Origin of the sequence: Rhodococcus sp. As11 (assembly GCF_048957735.1) — a bacterium.
Classification (GTDB): Bacteria; Actinomycetota; Actinomycetes; order Mycobacteriales; family Mycobacteriaceae; genus Rhodococcus; species Rhodococcus gordoniae.
The window spans coordinates 179,778-199,719 of the sequence record NZ_JARDJE010000006.1; the positions used below are offsets into that span (position 1 = coordinate 179,778).

Sequence of the window (19,942 nt, forward strand, 5' to 3'; positions counted from 1 at the left end):
CCAAGATCGGAGCATGCTCACGGTTCTGCTGTACGTGCTCGTGATGGCGGGCGTCGCCGCGGTGCTGTTCTTCGTCGCGAGCGCCGTCTTCGGCCGGGGCGAGACGCTGGCACCGCTGCCTCCGGGCACCACCGTCACGGTGCTGCCCGCCACCGACGTCACCGGCACCGACATCCGCGACCTGCGGTTCCAGCAGACCGTGCGGGGTTACAAGATGAGCGAGGTCGACTGGGCGCTCGATCGTCTCGCCCGCGAGGTCGACGATCTGCGGGTCCGGCTCGCCGATGCGGAGGCGCGTGCGGCGGGAGAGTCGTCGGTCGACGGCGCCGAGGAGGACGTCGAGGCAGAGGATGTCGAGACAGAGGATGTCGCCGGGGCCGGGGCCGGAGACGTCGATGGGGAGAGCGTCACCGAACGCGCGTCGTCGGAGTCGCCGGGGGAGTCACGGTGAGGCCCGACGAGCAGGGGGCCGTGATCGACACCGACGACCGCGTGCGGTGCCCGTGGGCCGTCGACGGTCCCGGTTCGTCGCTCTACCGCGACTACCACGATTGCGAGTGGGGCCGGCCGCTGCACGGGCGCGACGAGATGTTCGAGCGGCTCTCGCTCGAGGCGTTCCAGTCGGGCCTGTCGTGGCTGACGATCCTGCGCAAGCGCGAGGCCTTCCGCGCGGCGTTCCGGGGGTTCGACGTCGATGCGGTCGCCTGTTTCACGGAGGCCGACGTCGAACGACTGCTCGCCGACGCGGGCATCGTGCGCAACCGCCGCAAGATCGAGGCGGTGATCGCCAACGCGCGGGCCGTGCTCGAATTACCCACCGCCCTCGACGACCTGTTGTGGTCGTTCGCACCGCCGCGACGCGCGCGACGGTTGCGCACGATCGAGTCGGTTCCGGCGGTGACACCGGAGTCCACGGCGATGGCCCGTGAGCTGAAGCGTCGCGGCTTTCGATTTGTGGGCCCTACCACTGCATATGCGCTGATGCAGGCCACCGGGATGGTCGACGATCACCTGGAATCGTGCTGGGTGTCACTCGGTCCGCAGAACCCGGAAGGGTCTCTTACCCAGGAGTCAGCTACGCGCACGTATTCCCGATAGGGAAGAATGAGAGGGTGCGCGTCGCCGCGATCGGCGATGCAACCACACGGTAACCCACGCGCCCGGCGGTCGGGTGCAGATTTGGAGGGAGCAGAGGATGGCGGCCATGAAGCCCCGGACCGGGGACGGTCCCCTCGAAGCAACCAAAGAGGGACGAGGAATCGTCATGAGGGTTCCACTCGAGGGCGGCGGACGTCTGGTCGTCGAGCTCACGCCGGAAGAGGCTGCGGCACTCGGCGACGAACTCAAGAGTGTCACCAGCTGATCGGCCCCTCTCAGGGCACTCCGGGCCCCGCGCTCCTCGGCGCGCGGGGCCCGGTGTCGTCCTGAGAAGACGATCGGAGGCGCGATGCTCGCCGATGTGATCGACCTTCTCGCGTGCCCACACTGCGAGTCCGCGCTCGACCTCGACGACAACGTCGTGGTGTGCGATCGCGGGCACAGCTTCGACGTCGCGCGCCAGGGTTACGTGTCGCTGCTCGCCGGGGGTTCGACACCCTTCACCGGCGACACCGCCGAGATGATCGCCGCCCGCGCCGATTTCCTCGGGGCCGGGCACTACGACCCGATCCGGGATGCGGTGGCCGACGTGTGCGCCGAATCGACGGACGACACGGTTGCGGCAATCCTCGAGGTGGGTGCCGGAACAGGTCGGTACCTCGCGAGCGTGCTCGACGCGATACCGGCGGCGCGCGGCATCGGACTCGACGTCTCCAAGCCCGCGGTGCGACGCATCGCCCGCAGTCATCCGCGGGCCGGTGCGATCCTGGCCGACGCGTGGCAGCGGCTGCCCGTACGGTCGGCCTCGCTCACACACGTGCTGTCGATCTTCGCGCCCCGCAACGCGGCCGAGAGCCACCGCGTGCTCGAGCCCGGAGGGACGCTCGTCGTCGCCACGCCCACCTCGGAGCATCTGCGTGAGCTGGTCGCGCTGCCCGGCATGGTGAGCGTGGACGACAAGAAGACCGAACGGCTGTCCTCCGCGCTGTCGGGACACTTCGAGCGGGTGGGACGAACGGACGTGCGCTTCACGGCCGCCCTCCCGCGCGACGTACTCGGTCTCGTCGCGGGGATGGGCCCGTCGGCGCACCACGTCACGTCCGAGCGGCGCGAGCAGCTGCTGGCCTCGCTGCCCGACCCGTTCGGGGTGACGGTGTCGGTCACCGTCACCGCGTGGCGACGGATCGGCACGGCCGGCGAACTCAGCGCGCCGTGAGCACCTGCTGGTAGACGGCAACGGTCTGGCGGGCGATCTGTGCCCACGAGAATTCGCTGACGGCGCGGTTGCGACCGGCCCGGCCCCATTCCGCGGCGCGATGGCGGTCGCTCGCCACCTCGTCGACGGCCGCGGCGAGTGCGCGCTCGTAGGTCTCGGTGTCGAAGGCGTCGTAGTGCACCAGGCGTCCGGTGACTCCGTCCTGCACGACCTCCGGGATACCGCCCACATCGGAGGCGACCACGGCGGTCTCGCAGGCCATGGCCTCGAGGTTGACGATTCCCAGCGGTTCGTACACCGAGGGGCAGACGAAAACGGTCGCCGCCGAGAGCAGTTCGCGGACCGACTCGGTGGGCAGCATCTCGCGTACCCAGTGCACCCCGTTGCGGGCGTCCTGCAGGGCCGCCACCGCGCGTTCGGTCTCCGCAGCGATCTCGGGGGTGTCGGGGGCGCCGGCGCACAGGACGAGCTGGATGTCCGGATCGAGGTGGTGTGCCGCGGCGATCAGATGCCCGACGCCCTTCTGCCGGGTGATGCGGCCGACGAACACGGCGATCGGGCGGTCCGGGTCGAGACCGAGCCGGGCGACCGCGGATTCGTGACCGGGGGCGGCCGGACCCGGATGCCAGACGGTGGTGTCGATCCCGTTACGCACCACGTGGACCCGTGCGGGGTCGACGAAGGGGTACGCGTCGAGCACGTCGAGGCGCATCCCGTCGCTGACGGCGATGACGGCGTCGGCGTACCGGACGGCGTTGCGTTCGGACCAGGAGGAGATGCGGTAGCCGCCTCCGAGCTGCTCGGCCTTCCACGGCCGTCGCGGCTCGAGGGAGTGCGCGGTGAGGATGTGCGGAACGTCGTGGAGTTCGGCGGCGAGATGTCCGGCCAGGCCCGTGTACCAGGTGTGGGAGTGCACCACGTCGACGCCGGAGGCAGCATGCGCCATGCGCAACCCGGCGGACAGGGTCGTCAGAGCGGGATTGGCGTCGCGGAGCGCCGGGTCGGGGGAATGCACGAACGCGGTGTCGCGCGGTGCGCCCGTGCAGTGCACGTCGACCTCGACCAGTCGGCGCAGTCGGTCGACGAGTTCGGTGACGTGGACCCCGGCCCCGCCGTACACCTCAGGCGGATATTCCCGCGTCATCATTGCCACCCTCACCGCCTCAAACTAGCGGGCGGCGCGGGTTCCGGCCACCCGGCCCGGACTGTGTGATCCGACGCCGAGATCCCGCTTCGCTGGCGGCGGCCTGGGTCGGGGGATAGGTTGAAGCGTGTGAGGAGCCAGCCCCATGTGCTTGGAATCGTTCTCGCCGGCGGCGAGGGCAAACGTCTGTATCCGCTGACCGCGGACAGAGCCAAGCCAGCAGTGCCGTTCGGGGGCGCGTACCGCCTCATCGACTTCGTGCTCAGCAATCTCGTGAACGCCGGCTATCTGCGCATCTGCGTTCTCACGCAGTACAAGTCGCACTCCCTGGACCGGCACATCTCGCAGACCTGGCGCCTGTCGGGCTTCACGGGTGAGTACATCACCCCGGTGCCGGCCCAGCAGCGTCTCGGTCCACGCTGGTACACCGGCAGCGCCGACGCGATCCTGCAGTCGCTCAACCTGGTCTACGACGAGGATCCCGAGTACATCGTGGTCTTCGGTGCCGACCACGTCTACCGGATGGATCCCGAGCAGATGGTGCGTCAGCACATCGAGTCGGGAGCCGGCGTCACCGTCGCCGGTATCCGCGTGCCGCGCAGCGAGGCGTTCGCGTTCGGATGCATCGACAGCGACGAGAGCGGCAGGATCACCCAGTTCCTCGAGAAGCCCGCGCACCCGCCCGGGACGCCCGACGACCCCAACGTCACGTTCGCGTCGATGGGCAACTACGTCTTCACCACGAAGGTCCTCGTCGAGGCGCTGCGCGCCGACTCGGAGAATCCCGACTCCGACCACGACATGGGCGGCGACATCATTCCCGCGCTCGTCGAGCAGGGTGAGGCCCACGTCTACGATTTCAACGACAACGTGGTCCCCGGCGCGACCGAACGCGACCGTGCCTACTGGCGCGACGTCGGCACGCTCGACGCCTTCTACGACGCCCACATGGACCTCGTGTCGGTCCACCCGATCTTCAACCTCTACAACCGGAGGTGGCCGATCCGTGGGGCGGCCGAGAACCTTCCGCCCGCGAAGTTCGTGCAGGGCGGTCTGGCGCAGGAATCGATCGTCGGTGCCGGCAGCATCCTGTCGGCCGCCACGGTCCGCAACTCGGTGCTCAGCTCGAACGTCATGGTCGACGACGGAGCGACCGTCGAGGGCAGCGTGCTCATGCCCGGTGTGCGCATCGGCAAGGGCGCGGTGGTGCGCCGAGCGATCCTCGACAAGAACGTCGTCGTCGGCGACGGTGAGATCATCGGCGTGGACCTCGAGCGCGACCGGCAGCGGTTCGCGGTCAGCAACGGTGGTGTCGTCGCCATCGGCAAGGGCATCTGGATCTGAGCGCCCGCTCGCCGGGGACGTTCTCGGCCCGGGCGCACCCGCGCAGATCAGCTGAGGCGCACCGCGCAGAGGAGCCCGTCGCCGAGCGGCAGGACCACCGGTGCGAGACGCTCGTCGTCGGACACCGCACGGGTGGCCTCCCGCACCGCGAGCACCGTCGCGTCGCGCGCGGCCGGGTCGGCGACCCGCCCGTCGAGCAGGGCGTTGTGCAGCACGATCACCCCGCCCGGCCGGAGCAGGCGCACCCCTTCGCGCACGAAGTGCGGATGGTCGGCGGGGGTCGCGTCGACGAAGACCATGTCGTAGCCGGAGTCGGCGAGTCGCGGCAGCACGTCCAGCGCCCGGCCGTTGATGAGCCGGGTGCGCGACGCCACGATGCCGGCTTCACGGAAGGCGATCTTCGCCGCGCGTTGATGTTCCGGTTCGCTGTCGATCGTGGTGAGCACGCCGTCCTCGCGGAGACCGTGCAGCAACCACAGCCCGCTCACACCCGCACCGGTGCCGATCTCCACTACAGTCCTGGCGTCGAGCATGCGGGCGAACATCGCAAGGGCGGCTCCGACGGAGGGGGAGACCGGGTCGGCACCCAGATCTTCGGCACGGTCACGCGCCGCGGCGAGTTCCTCGTCCTCGACGACGATGTTCTCGGCGTGGGTCAGAATGCGATCGGCGTTGGTCTGCACCTCACCGAGGCTATCCTCGGCGATTCGCTCGCGCAGGCAGGCGCGCACGGAATGGTGCCGTGAGTTGTGTGATTCCGAGGGGGGATCACGCCCGGGGCGGTTTTCTCAGGGACGTTTCAGGCTACTCATACGGCGACCACATCGCCGCGAGGAAGACTGACGATCGACGAACCAGACGATCGCTCCGGTTCACGACTTCGAGGACACACCGCCGCGGGGGACGTTCCCACGAGGAATATCCCGCGCAGATCGAGTGTTGCAGGCCCTGAAGCCCGTGTCCGTCCGCGGTCCCGACGAGGAGGATCCAGCGATCCACATGACCCGATCCCACACCGTTCCCGAGTACGACGCCTCGGCGCTCGACGCTGCCTTCGAGGCGGACCTGAGCGGCACCGCGGCGTTCGATGCCACCGGGGATCGCACGGCCATGCCGTCGTGGGACGAGCTCGTTCGTGAGCACGGCGACCGTGTCTACCGCCTCGCCTACCGTCTTTCCGGTAATGCCCAGGACGCCGAGGATCTCACGCAGGAGACCTTCATCCGCGTCTTCCGATCGTTGCAGAACTACCAGCCCGGCACGTTCGAGGGCTGGTTGCACCGCATCACCACGAATCTCTTCCTGGACATGGTGCGCCGCCGGAACCGCATCCGGATGGAAGCGCTCCCGGACGACTACGATCGGGTACCGGCCGCAGGGCCGAACCCCGAGGAGATCTATCACGACGCGCGTCTCGGCGCCGATCTGCAGTCCGCACTGGACTCGCTCGGACCCGAGTACCGTGCCGCGGTGGTGCTCTGTGACATCGAAGGTCTGTCCTACGAGGAGATCGGTGCCACACTGGGGGTGAAACTCGGTACGGTACGAAGTCGTATCCACCGAGGCCGCCAGGCACTCCGCGAGTACCTGCGCGAGCACGGAAAGGCCGAAAACGGTCGCGTCGATGCGGGGTAGCCGCCGGGAGGTAGTGATGACGATGGTGCAACCACCTCGCAGGTTCGGCTCCACGGAACATCTCGCCAGCGAGGCAGTTGCCGCATTCGTCGACGGCGAACTGCGCATGGCGGCCTACATGCGGGCCGCCCAGCACCTGTCGATGTGTCCCGAGTGCGCCGCCGAGGTCGAAGCCCAGCAGCAGGCCCGTCACGCACTCCGGTCCGCCGCCGATCACGTACCCCGTATGCCGAGTTCGCTGCTGGGAACGCTGAGCAGCATTCCTTCACACCTGTGCGATCCGTCCCCGCATCCGCAGGCGGACGACCGGTTCGCCGCGCGCCGGTGGTCGATTCTCCGGCGCCGGTGACCGGACGGTCGGTAACAGGTGATCCGATGCCATCGGTGATACTGGGCTGCGTGACGGACCTATACGGGGGAGACGGGCACGCGTGACGGCCGAATCTGCGCAGCACACCGAACGACCGGCCGGCGACGGCCCTCGTCGTGGCGACGAGCTGCCCCATGCCTCGTCGGGGAGAGGCTCGTCCGGCAACGCCTCGTCGGCCGGGTCCGACCTGCCGGACGGCGCGATCCCCCGTCCTGCCGACGCGCCTCGCCTCGACCCCCGGCCCGTCTACCGCCCGGCCGTCGATCCCGCTTCGGCACGTGTCTTCGGACGCCCGGCCGGCGCCGACGGATCGTTCGACTCCTCGGCTCATCCCCGCGTCGCCGACCCGCGTGTCCGTCAGGCGCCTCCGCCCGACGCGATCTTCGCCGAGGCCTACGGACGGCCGTCCGATGCCGACGAGACACTTCAGCGTCCCCCCTCGGAACCGGCGGGCGAGGCCGAGGACGAGGCAGAGACCGATCCCTGGCGCGACCCCGACTCGGCGGTGCGGCTGGGTCCGCCCATGGCCGGTGAGACCGAGGCGCGGGAGCTTCCTCCGGCACCCGGACTCACCCTGCGCGAGGTGTTGTTCGACCGTCGTGTCCACCCCCGCGCTCTCGCGACACTGGCCGCGGTGGCCGTCGTCATCGGCATGGTCGGCGGGCTCGTCGTCGCGCTGGCGACCGCCGACAACGGTTCGCTGACCAGTCGTGGAGTGACACTGAGCCAGTCGGGCTCCGACGAGGAACGGCCGACCGGCGCGGTCGCGCGGGTCGCCGACACCGTGCTGCCCGCGGTCGTCTCCATCCAGACCACCGTCGGCGGCGACGCCGGCACCGGATCGGGCGTGGTGATCGACGGTGCCGGCTATATCGTCACCAACAACCACGTGATCTCGATGGCCGCCGGCAATCCCGACGCGAAGGTGCAGGTCACCTTCGACGACGGCACCAAGATTCCCGCCTCGATCGTCGGACGCGACATCAAGACCGACCTCGCGGTGCTCGCCGTCGAGAACGTCGACAACCTGGTCGTCGCCGAACTGGGCCGCTCCGACGACGTCCAGGTGGGCGAGGACGTCGTCGCGGTCGGGTCACCGCTCGGCCTGAGCAAGACCGTCACCCGCGGCATCGTCAGCGCGCTGCACCGGCCCATGCGGCTCAGCGGGCAGGGCACCGACACCGATGCGGTGATCGACGCCGTGCAGACCGACGCCTCGATCAACCCCGGCAATTCCGGTGGCCCCCTCATCGACATGGAGGGTCGCGTGATCGGGATCAACTCCGCGATCAAGTCGGAGACCGGTGGCTCGGTGGGGCTGGGCTTCGCGATCCCCATCGACGACGTCACCGAGGTGGCGCAGGAGCTGATCCGCAACGGGGAGATGCGGCATCCGGACATCGGCGTGAACGCGCGCTCCGTCGTCAACGACGTCGCGAGCGGTGCGGAGGTCGCCAACGTACGGCAGGGCAGCCCGGCCCAGCGCGCCGGGATCGTCGAGGGCGATGTGATCGTCAAGGTGGGTGACCGCGAGGTCACCAGCGCCGATGAGCTCGTCGTGGCGGTCCAGCAGCAGGAGATCGACGAGCCGGTCACCGTCCAGCTCGTGCGCAACGGCCGCCTCGTGGACGTCGAGGTCACCCCCGTCTCGGACTGAGCGGTCCCGTCGCGTGATGTGACCTTCCTCGTAGGTGATGCGATTCGGACGCGACCACGTACCCTGGATGCGTGTTCGGCAACATCGGTTGGGGCGAGTTCCTGGTACTCATCGTGGCGGCCCTCGTGGTGCTCGGCCCGGAGCGGCTGCCCGGTGCCGTCTCGTGGGTGGCCAGGTCGCTGCGCCAGGTGCGTGATTACGCTTCGGGTGCGCGCGACCAGCTCCAGCAGGAGCTCGGGCCGGAGTTCGACGACCTGCGGCAACCGCTGTCGGAACTGAACCAGCTGCGCGGCATGACTCCCCGGGCCGTGATCACGAAGCATCTGCTCGACGGCGACGACTCGATCCTCACCGGCAATGTCGACACGCCGTCCGCGACGTCACCGGGAACCCCGACCAACGGTGCGGCCCGGCCGAATCTGTCGAAGCCGCTCGCACGCGACGAGAAGCCACCCATCGACCCCGACGCCACCTGATCGCCGTCGGCCGAGACCGGATCGGCGCTCTACCTACATCGAGCCCCTGCCGTGACAACGGCAGGGGCTCGATCGGTTCTCGTCCTAGAGGTGGCGCGTGGTGTCGATTCCCAGCGACATGCCGGCCAGGCCGCGCTTGCGCACCGCGAGCTTGTCGGAGACCTCTTTCAATGCCACCGCGGGTGCCGAGTCGGGCGCCGCGAGGACGATCGGAGTGCCGGAGTCGCCTGCTTCGCGCACGGCCGGATCGAGCGGGACCTGGCCGAGCAGCGGCACCGTCGCACCCACGGCCCGGGTGAGTCGCTCGGCGACGGCCTGACCGCCACCGCTGCCGAAGACGTCCATGCGGGTGCCGTCGGGCAGTTCGAGCCACGACATGTTCTCCACCACGCCGGCGATGCGCTGGCGGGTCTGCAACGCGATCGAACCCGCACGCTCGGCGACCTCGGCGGCGGCCTGCTGCGGCGTGGTCACGACGAGGATCTCGGCGTTGGGGATCAACTGCGCCACGGAGATCGCGACGTCGCCCGTGCCGGGCGGCAGGTCGAGCAGCAGGACGTCGAGGTCGCCCCAGAAGACGTCGGCGAGGAACTGCTGCAGCGCGCGGTGCAGCATCGGGCCACGCCACACCACGGGGGTGTTGCCCTCGGTGAACTGGGCGATGGAGATCATCTTCACGTCGTGCGCGACCGGCGGGATGATCATCCGCTCGACCTGCGTCGGCTTGGCCGACGTGCCGAGCATCCGGGGGATCGAATGACCGTAGATGTCGGCATCGAGGACACCGACCGACAGACCGCGCGCGGCCATCGCCGCCGCGAGGTTGACCGTGACCGACGACTTGCCGACTCCGCCCTTGCCGGAGGCGACAGCGTAGACGCGGGTCAGCGACCCGGGCTGGGCGAACGGGATGACGGGCTCGGTGGAGTCGCCGCGCAGCGACTTGCGGAGTTCGGTGCGCTGCTCGTCGCTCATGACGTCGAGGGTCACGCGCACCTCGCCCACTCCGGCGACGTCGGCGACGGCCTTGGTGACGCGCTCGGAGATCTCGGTGCGCATCGGGCACCCGGAGGTGGTCAGGTAGATGGCGACATCGACGCTGCTGTCGGCGCCGATCTCGATGCTCTTGACCATCCCGAGATCGGTGATGGGCTTGCGGATCTCCGGGTCCTGGACCCGTGCGAGCGCACTGCGGACGTCGGACTCACTGACTGCCATGACGCCCATGGTAGGCGGCAGAGAGGTCGCGTCCGGACACGGGTGCGGTCGTCAGTGGATGCGGGGGAGATCCGCCGGGCTCGGGTCGATGCCGGTGGAGTAGGCGGTCGACCAGGCGAGCACGTTCGCCACGTACGCCATCGAATTGTTGTAGCGGTGGATCGCCTTCGTCGAGTGCGCGAGGTTGCGCATGTCGAGGCCACCGTCGCACAGGTACTTCGCGGTGGTGAGCGTCGAGTCGTAGAGGTTCTGGGGATCGGCGACACCGTCGCCGTTGCCGTCGCCCGCGTACTGGTTCCACGTGGTGGGGATGAACTGCATCGGCCCGACCGCACGGTCGTAGACCGTGTCGCCGTCGAGTGCCCCGCCGTCGGTGTCGGGGATCGTGGCCTGGCCGGGCAGGCTGCCGTCGAGCGGCAGTCCGATCACGGGTTCGAACAGGTTGCCCTTGGCGTCGGCCTTGCCGCCGTTCGCGTGGCCGGACTCGACGCGGCCGATGCCGGCGAGAAGCGTCCAGTGCATGCCGCACGTGGGATTCTCCTCGGAGAGGATGCGCTCGGCGTTGCGGTAGGCGGCGTAGTTGATGCCGGGGATGCCGAGGGGGCCCTCGCGGAGGACCTCGGGCTCGGGTTCCGGTTCGGGAGCCGCCTTGAAGGTGCGCACGGGTGCCGGTTCGGGCTCGAGCATGATGGTCTGTACCGCTGCCACCGCTTCCGGAACCGCACTCGCGAGGTCGGCGGTGCCGGCGGACGATGCGGTGGGCTCGGTCTCGTGCTGCGCCACTCCCATCAATGCTCGCGGCGACGCACCCGCCGTGGTCGCCGCCGCGGCGACCAGGCCGACCGGAACGAGTCCGGTCATCGCGATCACGGAATTTCGCCGAAGCTTCGAATCCGACGGTTTAACGTGGCGGCCCAATGGATAACCCTCCCTCGGGTGCCTCGGAACGAGACACCTCCGTTACGTGCCGGGCCGAGGCTACAGCATTCGATGCTCTTCTGTTACGCAACTGTGATGTAACGGGAGTGCACGCGTGGGGACGTAGCCGATCCGTGCTGGTCGAACGCACCGCGCGTCGGGAGAGAAAATGATGACGACACGCGCGTCGCGCGTGTCGTCATCACGGGGTGTGCCCGGGAGTCACCCGCAGAAGGCAGTTACTCGCAGAAGGCGGGGACCAGGCAGGGGAGCTCGGGTAACCCGGGCATCGGTGGCGGGGCCGGGGCGGTCTGCCCGGCGGGCGCCTCCTCGGCCGGAGGATCGGACGGCAGGGGCGGTGCGGCCGGAGCAGGTGCGGGTGCTGGTGCCGCTACATCCGCTGCATTCGGAACCGGACGCGCCGGAATCGGCGCGAGGTCGGCAGGTGCCACCTCGGCGGCCTTCGCGTACGCACTCGACCAGGTCCGGACGTTCGCGAGGAAGTCGGGAGACGGATCGAACGACGCCACCGCACGCGCTTCGCCGTCGGGCTCACGCAGGTTTCCGCCCGCCGCGCACATCCGGGCACCCGCGGCCAGGGTCGCGTCGAAGATGTTCTGCGGATCGGCGGTGCCGTCCGCGTTGCCGTCGGCGGAGTACTGCTCCCACACCGAGGGAGCGAGACGCATCGGTCCGAGCAGGCCCTCGGGGGTGACGACCGGCGTGGTCACGGTGCCCAGGATGTCGATGCGACCTCCGTCCGCGTGCCCGGAGTTCAGGCGTCCGACGGCGGCGAGCAGGTTCCACGGCAGGCCGCACTCGGGGGAATCGATGGCCAGCTGCATCTCGGCCGCACGATAGGCGTAGAAGACGAGTTCGGGGATCGCGAGCGGCCCCTCGCCGAGAACCGCCCCTCCTGCGGTCGGTGTCACGGCCTCGGGGGGAAGCTGGGCGAGCGGGTCGCTCGGGCTGCGCAGCGGCTGCGCCTCGCGCGCCTCGCCCGGGACCAGGCCGACCGCGGGAGCCGCGCTGGGCTCCGCCTCGGCGGACGTCGTCTCCGCGACCACAGTCGCCGACGACGCCGTCGCCGCCAGTCCGGCAGCGACGATCACCGGCATCGCCAGCGCGAACTTCCACCGCACGCGATCACCCTCCTCCGGTCGTCCCTCCGAGTGTTGTGACGAAGGTTACAGAAGGATGTCGGGTTGTGTGCAACCGGTCGTGCCGGACAACCGGCGCGACGCGCGTTTCAGCGCCGGGGCGCGCGCATACGCGGGCCGCCGGTGTCGTCCTCGTTCTCGTCGTCGACCAGCAGGGCGCGAAGATCGTCGAGCTCGCGACGCAGGTAGTCGCGGGTCGCGACCTCGCCTACCGCGAGTCGCAGGGCCGCGAGTTCCCGTGCCAGGAACTCGGTGTCGGCTTTGGTCTGCTCGGCGCGGGCGCGGTCCTCCTCCAGCGACACGCGGTCGCGGTTCTCCTGCCGGTTCTGCGCCAGCAGGATCAACGGGGCCGCGTACGCGGCCTGCGTCGAGAAGGCCAGGTTGAGAAGAATGAAGGGATAGGGATCCCACTGGAGTCCGACCGCGGTGATGTTCAGGGCGATCCACACGATGACGACGATCGTCTGGATGGCGAGATAACGGCCGGTTCCGAGGAACCGCGCGATCGACTCGCTGACCCGGCCGACCGCCTCGGCGTCGAAGTTGAACCGGAACCTCGACGACTGGGGGGTCTCGAGGCGCGAGCGGCCCTGCGTGCTGCGGTCACTCATCCTCGATGTCCTCCTCGCGCCAGTCCTCGGGCAGCAGATGGTCGAGCACGTCGTCGACGCTCACCGCGCCGAGCAGATGCCCCTCGTCGTCCACCACCGGACCGCACACCAGGTTGTAGGTCGCGAAATACCGGGTGACGGTGGTCAGAGCGTCGTCGGGGGCCAAGCGCGGCAGGTCGTCGTCGACGACCCCTCCCACGAGGCTCGCAGGCGGTTCCCGCAGCAATCGTTGCAGATGGACGCAGCCGAGGTATTTCCCGGTGGGAGTCGCCGTGGGTGGGCGCACCACGAAGACCATCGACGCCAGGGCCGGACTCAGGTCCGGATTGCGAGCGCGCGCCAGGGCTTCCGCCACCGTGGTCGCCGGGGTCAGGACCACCGGCTCGGGCGTCATCAGACCACCGGCGGTGTCGGGCGAGTGCTCGAGCAGGCGGCGCACCGACTCGGAATCCTCGGGGTCCATGCGCTGCAGGAACGACTCGGCGTCCGTGGCGGGCAGCTCACCGAGGAGGTCGGCGACGTCGTCGGGATCCATCGCCTCGAGCACCGCGACCGCCCGGTCGAGGCCGAGCTGGGTGAGCAGGTCGGTCTGGTCGTCGGCGGGCAGCTCCTGCACGATGTCGGCGAGGCGCTCGTCGTCGAGCGCTGCGGCCACCTCGGTGCGTCTCTTGATCGGCAGGTCGCGCAAGGCATTCGCGACGTCCGCCGGGCGCATGTCCTCGAACTGCAGGAGCAACTGCGCGACACCCTGTCCGGGCATCGACAACGCCTGCTGGGTGAGTCCGTGCACGTGCGGCCATTCCACGATGTGGATGGGGGAGCGGCGCGCGAGCCGGCCGCGATGCCGACGCACCGCGACCCGGGCGACGACCCAGTCGCGGGTGCGCATGAGCTCGAGTCCCAGATCCACCACGACGGCGTCGACACCCATCAGGTCCGGCAATTCCGGGTCGTCGACCCGCACACGGGAATCGAGGACCTGTCCGAGGGCGAGCACCTCCGAGGGGCGCTGGGTGAACCGGCGCAGACTCACGTTGCCGGTGACGAGGGTGACCGCCCCCGGCTCGATCGCGGTCACGCGCAACATCGGTACGAAGATCCGTTTGCGGGTGGGCAGTTCGACGACGAGCCCCAGCGCACGCGGGGGCTGACGTCCGACGCGGATGGTCAGCACGACATCGCGGACGCGGCCGATGGACTCGCCGTCGGGGCCGAGTACGACCAGTCCGGCCAGCCGTGCGACGAAGACCTTGCTCACTGCTGCCATGATTGTCAGGCTAGAGCGTGCCCACGCTGTTCCCGGAACTCGGAGGTCTGGTCAGGTCATGTCGTTTTCGTTCAGGCCCCGGAGGTCGGTGCTCGCGGTTCCGGGCAGCAGCCGGAAGATGATCGACAAGGCCAAGGGCCTTCCCGCCGACGAGATCTTCCTCGATCTCGAGGACGCCGTCTCACCGCTGGCGAAGGAGCAGGCGCGCACGACGATCGTCGAAGCGCTGAACGAGGACGGCTGGGGCGACCAGATCAAGGTCGTGCGGGTCAACGACTGGACCACGGACGCGACCTATCTCGACGTCGCGACGGTCGTCGGTGGTGCCGGGGCGAACCTCGACGCGATCCTGCTGCCGAAGGTGCCCGACGCGAGTCACGTGAAGGCGCTCGACCTGCTGCTCACGCAGGTCGAGAAGGCCCACGGTCTCGAGGTGGGGCGGATCGGCATCGAACCGCAGATCGAAAACGCCCTCGGGCTGACGAACATCGACGAGATCGCGACGGCGAGCCCTCGTGTGCAGACGCTCGTGTTCGGCCCGGCCGACTTCATGGCGAGCATCAACATGCGCACTCTCGTCGTCGGTGAGCAGCCCGAGGGTTACGACGTCGGCGACGCCTATCACCACATCCTCATGACGATCCTCATGGCGGCGCGTGCCCACGGGCTGCAGGCCATCGACGGTCCCTACCTCCAGATCCGCGACGTCGACGCCTTCCGCCGGTCGGCGCAGCGCACCGCCGCGCTGGGCTTCGACGGCAAGTGGGTGCTGCATCCGAGCCAGATCGATGCGGCCAACGAGGTCTTCAGTCCTCGCCAGGAGGACTACGACAAGGCCGAGATGATCCTCGACGCCTACGAATGGCACACCTCCGCCGAGGGCGGCGCCCGCGGTGCCGCGATGCTCGGCGACGAGATGATCGACGAGGCGAGCCGGAAGATGGCTCTCGTGATCTCCGCGAAGGGCCGTGCCGCCGGGCTGCAGCGCACGCAGAAGTTCGAGCCGCCGGCCTCCTGATCGGGACGACCGGTAAAAAGAACATATCGGGCGAACCAGTGCGGCGAGCCGGTCCTCGTCGAGGCAGAATGGGGACCGGCGCCGCGCCGCGACGGTCGGCGCGTATCGCGAAGGAGCCGAACGACATGACGAATCCCCTCGGACCCGGTCGCCAGGTACCCGGTCTGCCGACCCCTCCCACGGGCTGGCCCGTCGGTTCGTACCCGACCTACGTCGAGGCGCAGCGCGCGGTCGACCATCTCGCCGACCAGAACTTCTCGGTCGAGGACGTCACGATCGTCGGTGTCGATCTCATGCAGGTCGAGCGGGTCACCGGGCGGCTCACGTGGCCGAAGGTGATCGGCGGCGGCATCGTCTCGGGCGCGTGGCTCGGCGTCTTCTTCGGTCTGCTGCTCGGCATCTTCTCCACCGACTTCCTCGGCCCGCTGCTCGTCGGTCTGGTCGGCGGCATCGTCTTCGGGCTCATCTCGGCGACCATCCCGTACGCCGCGACCCGCGGCCAGCGCGACTTCTCGTCCACCATGCAGCTCGTCGCCGGCCGTTACGACGTGCTGTGCCAGCCGCCCACCGCCGAGAAGGCGCGCGACATCCTCGCCAAGCTCGCGATCTGATCGTCCGGTGGTCACGAGTCCGCCGAGGACGAGACTCGTCGCGGCCTGCCCCGCGCCACTACTGTCGATTCCATGCCCGATCTCGATTCGGTGGCCGACGCCCTCTACGGCCTCGACCCAGGCGACTTCGTGGCGGCCCGCTCCGAATTCGCGGCGCAGGCACGTGAAGCGGGCGACCGCGAACTGACGGTGGCCATCGGCCGGCTGCGCAAACCGACGGTCGCGGCCTGGATGGTCAACCTGCTCGCGCGCGAACGGGCCGACGAACTCGCCGCGCTGCTCGACATCGGAGCGGCTCTGCGCACCGCGCAGCGCCGACTGTCCGGCAGCGAGATGCGGACACTCTCCGAGCAGCGGCGCCGGGTGGTCGCCGCGCTCGAACGCGATGCCGGACGGCTCGCCGCCGACCGTGGCCGCAGCGCATCGGAGAGCGCCCTGCGGGAGGTCGGACGCACCCTCAACGCGGCGCTCTCGGATCCCGATATCGGTGATCAGGTCCGCCAGGGCCGTCTCGACGCGATCGTCGAGTCGGACGGTTTCGGCGACCTGTCCGCGATGCCGCTCACGGTCGTCCGCGGCGGGTCCGACCGGAAGGACGAGGAAGACCGGACGGCGTCGTCGCGCGAGAAGGCGGGAAAGCACGAGGATGCCGAGCGGGCCGCTCGGGAGGCACAGATCGACGAGGCCGCCGCCGCGCTCGACTCGGCGCGCAGCGCAGCCGAGGAGGCGCGCGAAGGGGCGGCGACAGCGGAGCGGGAACTGGCCCGCCACGAAGACGAGGTCGCCGATCTGCGGGCGAAGCTCGAACACGCCGAGCAGCAGCGCACCTTCGCGCGTCGTGCCGCGGCCGAGGCGAAGAAACGGGTGGTGGCCGCCGAACGCGCCGTCTCGGCCGCGGAAGCGCATCTGGCGCGGACGAAGAACTGAGCGGTCAGGTCTTCGTCCGCGCGACGAACCGGCGCTGCCAGGGCGTCTCGACCGCGCGCGGATGGTAGTGGCGGCGCACGAAGTCGACGGCTTCGTCGGGGGAGAGGCCGTCGAACACGGCGAGGCATGCCAGTGCGGTGCCGGTCCGGCCGCGCCCACGCCCGCACGCGATCTCCACCCGTTGCCGTCCCGCCCGGATCCACGCCTCGTACAGGACGGCGTGGGCGTCCTCCGGGTCGCGCGGCGTGCGGAAGTCGGGCCAGTGGATCCACCGCGACTCCCAGTCGAACGGCGCCGGTGGACGCGCGAGGAGATACACCCCGAAGTCGGGAAACGGCTCGTCGAGCTCCGGACGACGTATCCCGCGTCCGCGCACGAGTCGGCCCGAGGGCAGCTGCAGCACCCCGGTGTCTGCTGGATCCCACTCGCGTCGCACGGTGGAAACCTACCCGCCCGCGCCGGTGTACCGAACGTCACGGCCTTTCGCCCGCGTCCCGGGTTCGCTGTCGATAGTGTCGTTCCATGGGTGAACGAACGGAACCGGAGATCAGAGTTCTGGAGTCGGAAGCCGAACTGCGGGAGGCGTCGGCGCTGTTCCGGACAGCGATGGTGGGACTGCCGTCGTGGCCGGAGGTTCCCGACGGGACGGTGAACGACTATCTCGAGGCCGGTCGCACCTGGGGTGCCTTCCTCGACGGCATGCTCGTCGGCACCGTCGACGCCACGAGTGGGAAGTTGACCCTGCCCGGTGGCGCCCGGGTTCCGCACGCGGCGGTCACCCACATCGGTGTGCTGCCCACGCACACGCGTCGCGGCGTGATCTCCGGACTCGTGCACCGGCAGCTGAGCGACGCGCGGGACCGCGGTGAGGTCCTCGCGACGCTGCGTGCCTCGGAAGCGACCATCTACGGCCGGTTCGGCTACGGGGTCGCGTCGACCTCGGTGTCCGTCGACGTCGACGTGCATCGCGCCACGCTGCGTCCCGGCGTGCCCGACTCCGGGCCGGTGCGCCTGCTCGCCTATCCGGATGCATGGGATGTCTTGGCGCAGATACATTCCCGTCACCTGCCCTCGCGTCCGGGCGCGATCGACCGGTCGGAGTACTGGTGGAACTCGCGCCGGTGGCGCGCCGACTCGCTCACCGATCCGATGTACGTGGCGGTACACGGTGAGCCGGGGCAGGAGGACGGCTTCGTCCGGTACCACCCCGTCGACACGCAGGCGTGGTTCACCAGCCGCAACCGCACCGTCGTGGTCGACGACTTCTTCGCCCCGTCACCCGAGGCGTATGCCGGTCTGCTCCGTTTCCTGCTCGGCCTCGATCTGGTCGACACGCTGCGGTTCACGGCTCTTCCGCAGGACGATCCGATGCCGCTCGTCCTCGGCGACGCGCGTGCGGTGCAGTTCCGTTCGGTCTCGGACGAGACGTGGTTGCGCATCCTCGACCTCGATCGGGCGCTGTCGGCGCGGCGCTACCGGGGCTCGGGGTCGGTGACCGTCGAGGTGTCCGATCCCGTGCTCACCGACAATGCCGGCGTCGTCGAGATCTCCGCCGGCGGCGCGGTGCGTACCACCGGACCGGCCGATCTCGCGGTGGACATCGCCGACCTCGGTGCGCTCCTCCTCGGCCGGCCCGGCTGGAGTCGGATGGCCGCCGCAGGGCGTGTCCGGGTGCGGCGGCCCGAGGCCGTCGACACCGCCGACCTGCTGTTCTCCTGGCCGAACGCGCCCTTCGCGGGCACGTCCTTCTGATCGCTCCGGCGCGCCGAAATCGCTCCGCCAGTACGCCCCGCTCGTTTTGCTACGGCTGGCCGGTACGGGCGTTATCGTCGGATCACGAGGGTCCCCGATGGAGCGGAGTCGCGCATGAGACGAACGCGCACGAGACGGCGGGTGAGCCGGGCGGTCACGGCTTCTGCGGCCGCGGTGCTCCTGGCATCGGGTCTGGCCGCGTGCGGCAGCGACGAGGAGGGCGTGGTCCTGTCCTTCTACACGGCCGCCGACGGTGCCGAGCAGTACGCGCAGGCCGCCGAAGCGTGTACCGCCGCGGCCGGGGGCCGGTATCGGGTGGAGCAGAGGACACTTCCGAAGAACGCCGACGACCAGCGACTGCAGTTGGCGAGGCGGCTGACCGGCAACGATCCGGGTCTGGACCTGATGACCCTCGACGTCGTGTGGACGGCCGAGTTCGCCGAGGCCGGATGGGCGCTGCCGCTGCCCGACGACGTGGCCGCCGCGGTCTCCGAGGGCACCCTCGAGGGCCCGCTCGAATCGGCGACCTGGAAGGACCGGCTGTACGCCGCCCCGCTCAACACCAACACCCAGTTGCTCTGGTACCGAAAGGATCTCATGCCGGACGGGAAACCTCCGGAGACGTGGGACGAGATGATCGGCATCGCGAGCGGACTCGCCGAGGAGGGCCGCCCGTCGTGGATCGGTGTGCAGGGCCGGCAGTACGAGGGACTCATGGTGTGGTTCAACACCCTGCTCTCGAGTGCCGGAGGCTCGGTGGTCGGTGAGGACGGGGTCACCGTCACGCTCACCGACAACGACGCGGCGGTGACCGCGCTCGACATCATGAAGCGCGTCGCGACGGCGCCCGGCGCCGATCCTTCCCTGAACCAGGCCGACGAGGCGGCCGTCCGCCTCGGCATGGAGAGCGGGCGCACGGCGTTCCAGGTGAACTGGCCGTTCGTGCTCCCGGGCATCATCGAGAACAAGGATGCTCTCCCGTTCGTCGACGACAACGGCAACGTCACCTCGCAGGACACCGGGAACACGGTCCTGACCGTCGACGGGGAACAGAATTTCCTTCCCGCACCGTATCCTTCGGTGATCCCCGGTGAGCCCGCCCAGGTCACCATCGGCGGTTTCAACATCGGCGTCGCCCGTACGAGCACCCACCCGGATCTCGCGTTCGAAGCGATGCAGTGCCTGCGCAACGAGGAGAACCAGCGCAACAACGCCATCGGTGGCGGTGTCCCGCCGACACTCGCGGCGCTCTACGACGATCCGGCCTTCCAGGAGGCCTATCCGGCCTGGCGCGAGGTCCGCGCCGGTCTCGAGAACGCCGCGGTGCGTCCCGCTTCACCTGCCTACCAGAGCATTTCGACACTGGTGACCGCCACCCTCAACCCGGTCGACCAGATCGATCCGCCCCGCACCGTCGAGGAACTCGCCGAGCAGGTGCGCAAGGCGGTCAACTCGGAAGGACTGATCCCGTGACCGCCGTCGAATCGAAGCCGACCGACGAGACCCCAGAGGAATCGTCG

General features: G+C 69.6%; 22 protein-coding genes. 14 read left to right on the top strand and 8 right to left on the bottom strand.

The genetic code is table 11. From position 1 onward, the window contains the following. Positions 1-13: 13 nt before the first annotated feature. The 4 genes from PV766_RS10450 (at position 14) to PV766_RS10465 (ending at position 2,314) form a co-directional block, all read left to right on the top strand. Complete coding sequence (locus tag PV766_RS10450; protein WP_064064428.1) at positions 14-451, top strand: DivIVA domain-containing protein; 438 nt, start codon at positions 14-16, stop codon at positions 449-451. Next, entirely contained in the window at positions 448-1,098 is a 651-nt protein-coding gene (locus tag PV766_RS10455; protein WP_421096984.1) for a DNA-3-methyladenine glycosylase I, read from the top strand. Before PV766_RS10450 ends, PV766_RS10455 begins: the two co-directional genes overlap by 4 nt. 97 nt (positions 1,099-1,195) lie before the next feature. Then, entirely contained in the window at positions 1,196-1,363 is a 168-nt protein-coding gene (locus PV766_RS10460; RefSeq protein WP_006554284.1) for a DUF3117 domain-containing protein, read from the top strand. A gap of 84 nt (positions 1,364-1,447) precedes the next feature. Continuing rightward, the gene (locus PV766_RS10465; protein WP_421096985.1) at positions 1,448-2,314 is read left to right on the top strand and encodes a putative RNA methyltransferase; all 867 of its coding nucleotides are present in this window, start codon (positions 1,448-1,450) and stop codon (positions 2,312-2,314) included. Here the strand turns inward: PV766_RS10465 and glgA are convergent. Further along, positions 2,301-3,473: a glycogen synthase gene (glgA, locus tag PV766_RS10470; RefSeq protein ID WP_064064426.1), complete on the bottom strand. Its 1,173-nt coding sequence runs from the start codon at positions 3,471-3,473 to the stop codon at positions 2,301-2,303. The two genes, PV766_RS10465 and glgA, sit on opposite strands and share 14 nt — an antisense overlap. A 114-nt stretch (positions 3,474-3,587) precedes the next feature. On the opposite strand from glgA, the gene glgC reads away from it, so the two are divergent. Beyond that, positions 3,588-4,802: a glucose-1-phosphate adenylyltransferase gene (glgC, locus tag PV766_RS10475; protein WP_037190186.1), complete on the top strand. Its 1,215-nt coding sequence runs from the start codon at positions 3,588-3,590 to the stop codon at positions 4,800-4,802. 47 nt (positions 4,803-4,849) lie between these two features. Here glgC and PV766_RS10480 read toward each other — a convergent pair whose 3' ends face one another. Then, a complete protein-coding gene (locus PV766_RS10480) occupies positions 4,850-5,485 on the bottom strand; it encodes an O-methyltransferase (RefSeq protein WP_026002828.1) in 636 nt (211 codons plus the stop codon). 316 nt (positions 5,486-5,801) lie between these two features. Between PV766_RS10480 and sigE the strand changes: the two genes are divergently transcribed. The 4 genes from sigE (at position 5,802) to tatB (ending at position 8,940) form a co-directional block, all read left to right on the top strand. Beyond that, positions 5,802-6,437: an RNA polymerase sigma factor SigE gene (gene sigE / locus PV766_RS10485; protein ID WP_026002829.1), complete on the top strand. Its 636-nt coding sequence runs from the start codon at positions 5,802-5,804 to the stop codon at positions 6,435-6,437. A gap of 16 nt (positions 6,438-6,453) precedes the next feature. After that, positions 6,454-6,786 carry an anti-sigma factor family protein gene (locus tag PV766_RS10490; protein WP_016932070.1) on the top strand — a complete coding sequence of 111 codons (333 nt, stop codon included), beginning with the start codon at positions 6,454-6,456 and terminating at the stop codon, positions 6,784-6,786. An 82-nt stretch (positions 6,787-6,868) separates the two neighbouring features. Beyond that, positions 6,869-8,464: a S1C family serine protease gene (locus tag PV766_RS10495; RefSeq protein WP_371053560.1), complete on the top strand. Its 1,596-nt coding sequence runs from the start codon at positions 6,869-6,871 to the stop codon at positions 8,462-8,464. A 71-nt stretch (positions 8,465-8,535) separates the two neighbouring features. After that, the gene (gene tatB, locus PV766_RS10500; protein ID WP_016932072.1) at positions 8,536-8,940 is read left to right on the top strand and encodes a Sec-independent protein translocase protein TatB; all 405 of its coding nucleotides are present in this window, start codon (positions 8,536-8,538) and stop codon (positions 8,938-8,940) included. An 84-nt stretch (positions 8,941-9,024) separates the two neighbouring features. Here tatB and PV766_RS10505 read toward each other — a convergent pair whose 3' ends face one another. The 5 genes from PV766_RS10505 to PV766_RS10525 form a co-directional block, all read right to left on the bottom strand. After that, entirely contained in the window at positions 9,025-10,158 is a 1,134-nt protein-coding gene (locus PV766_RS10505) for an Mrp/NBP35 family ATP-binding protein (RefSeq protein WP_255162431.1), read from the bottom strand. A gap of 51 nt (positions 10,159-10,209) precedes the next feature. After that, positions 10,210-11,076, bottom strand: a complete 867-nt coding sequence (locus PV766_RS10510) for a lytic transglycosylase domain-containing protein (RefSeq protein WP_207213578.1) — start codon at positions 11,074-11,076, stop codon at positions 10,210-10,212. Between the two features lie 239 nt (positions 11,077-11,315). Further along, positions 11,316-12,218: a hypothetical protein gene (locus PV766_RS10515; protein ID WP_421096986.1), complete on the bottom strand. Its 903-nt coding sequence runs from the start codon at positions 12,216-12,218 to the stop codon at positions 11,316-11,318. A gap of 107 nt (positions 12,219-12,325) precedes the next feature. Next, positions 12,326-12,847, bottom strand: a complete 522-nt coding sequence (locus tag PV766_RS10520) for a DUF1003 domain-containing protein (protein WP_016933728.1) — start codon at positions 12,845-12,847, stop codon at positions 12,326-12,328. Next, positions 12,840-14,114, bottom strand: coding sequence for a magnesium transporter MgtE N-terminal domain-containing protein (locus tag PV766_RS10525; RefSeq protein ID WP_129977653.1), 1,275 nt, complete (start codon positions 14,112-14,114; stop codon positions 12,840-12,842). The genes PV766_RS10520 and PV766_RS10525 overlap by 8 nt, the downstream gene beginning before the upstream one ends. Positions 14,115-14,172: 58 nt before the next feature. Here PV766_RS10525 and PV766_RS10530 point away from each other — a divergent pair, with 58 nt between their 5' ends. From PV766_RS10530 to PV766_RS10540, 3 genes are all read left to right on the top strand, one after another. Beyond that, positions 14,173-15,132, top strand: a complete 960-nt coding sequence (locus PV766_RS10530; RefSeq protein ID WP_026003197.1) for an HpcH/HpaI aldolase/citrate lyase family protein — start codon at positions 14,173-14,175, stop codon at positions 15,130-15,132. Between the two features lie 125 nt (positions 15,133-15,257). Further along, on the top strand, positions 15,258-15,743 hold the full coding sequence (locus PV766_RS10535) for a general stress protein (protein WP_129977652.1): 486 nt from the start codon (positions 15,258-15,260) through the stop codon (positions 15,741-15,743). A 72-nt stretch (positions 15,744-15,815) separates the two neighbouring features. After that, a complete protein-coding gene (locus PV766_RS10540) occupies positions 15,816-16,670 on the top strand; it encodes a hypothetical protein (RefSeq protein WP_129977651.1) in 855 nt (284 codons plus the stop codon). Positions 16,671-16,674: 4 nt separating this feature from the next. Here PV766_RS10540 and PV766_RS10545 read toward each other — a convergent pair whose 3' ends face one another. Continuing rightward, positions 16,675-17,106, bottom strand: coding sequence for a protein-tyrosine phosphatase family protein (locus PV766_RS10545; RefSeq protein ID WP_129977650.1), 432 nt, complete (start codon positions 17,104-17,106; stop codon positions 16,675-16,677). A gap of 86 nt (positions 17,107-17,192) precedes the next feature. Here PV766_RS10545 and PV766_RS10550 point away from each other — a divergent pair, with 86 nt between their 5' ends. Continuing rightward, complete coding sequence (locus tag PV766_RS10550) at positions 17,193-18,422, top strand: GNAT family N-acetyltransferase (RefSeq protein ID WP_421096987.1); 1,230 nt, start codon at positions 17,193-17,195, stop codon at positions 18,420-18,422. 114 nt (positions 18,423-18,536) lie between these two features. Beyond that, on the top strand, positions 18,537-19,895 hold the full coding sequence (locus tag PV766_RS10555) for an ABC transporter substrate-binding protein (RefSeq protein ID WP_255162433.1): 1,359 nt from the start codon (positions 18,537-18,539) through the stop codon (positions 19,893-19,895). Positions 19,896-19,942: the final 47 nt, after the last annotated feature.

Coding starts and splice junctions, on each gene's coding strand:
- PV766_RS10505 (WP_255162431.1), bottom strand. CDS start 10,158: ATGGCAGTCAGTGAGTCCGACGTCCGCAGTGCGCTCGCACGGGTCCAG.
- PV766_RS10530 (WP_026003197.1), top strand. CDS start 14,173: ATGTCGTTTTCGTTCAGGCCCCGGAGGTCGGTGCTCGCGGTTCCGGGC.
- PV766_RS10555 (WP_255162433.1), top strand. CDS start 18,537: ATGAGACGAACGCGCACGAGACGGCGGGTGAGCCGGGCGGTCACGGCT.
- PV766_RS10490 (WP_016932070.1), top strand. CDS start 6,454: ATGACGATGGTGCAACCACCTCGCAGGTTCGGCTCCACGGAACATCTC.
- PV766_RS10535 (WP_129977652.1), top strand. CDS start 15,258: ATGACGAATCCCCTCGGACCCGGTCGCCAGGTACCCGGTCTGCCGACC.
- PV766_RS10525 (WP_129977653.1), bottom strand. CDS start 14,114: ATGGCAGCAGTGAGCAAGGTCTTCGTCGCACGGCTGGCCGGACTGGTC.
- PV766_RS10450 (WP_064064428.1), top strand. CDS start 14: ATGCTCACGGTTCTGCTGTACGTGCTCGTGATGGCGGGCGTCGCCGCG.
- PV766_RS10520 (WP_016933728.1), bottom strand. CDS start 12,847: ATGAGTGACCGCAGCACGCAGGGCCGCTCGCGCCTCGAGACCCCCCAG.
- PV766_RS10540 (WP_129977651.1), top strand. CDS start 15,816: ATGCCCGATCTCGATTCGGTGGCCGACGCCCTCTACGGCCTCGACCCA.
- PV766_RS10550 (WP_421096987.1), top strand. CDS start 17,193: ATGGGTGAACGAACGGAACCGGAGATCAGAGTTCTGGAGTCGGAAGCC.
- PV766_RS10465 (WP_421096985.1), top strand. CDS start 1,448: ATGCTCGCCGATGTGATCGACCTTCTCGCGTGCCCACACTGCGAGTCC.
- sigE (WP_026002829.1), top strand. CDS start 5,802: ATGACCCGATCCCACACCGTTCCCGAGTACGACGCCTCGGCGCTCGAC.
- PV766_RS10460 (WP_006554284.1), top strand. CDS start 1,196: ATGGCGGCCATGAAGCCCCGGACCGGGGACGGTCCCCTCGAAGCAACC.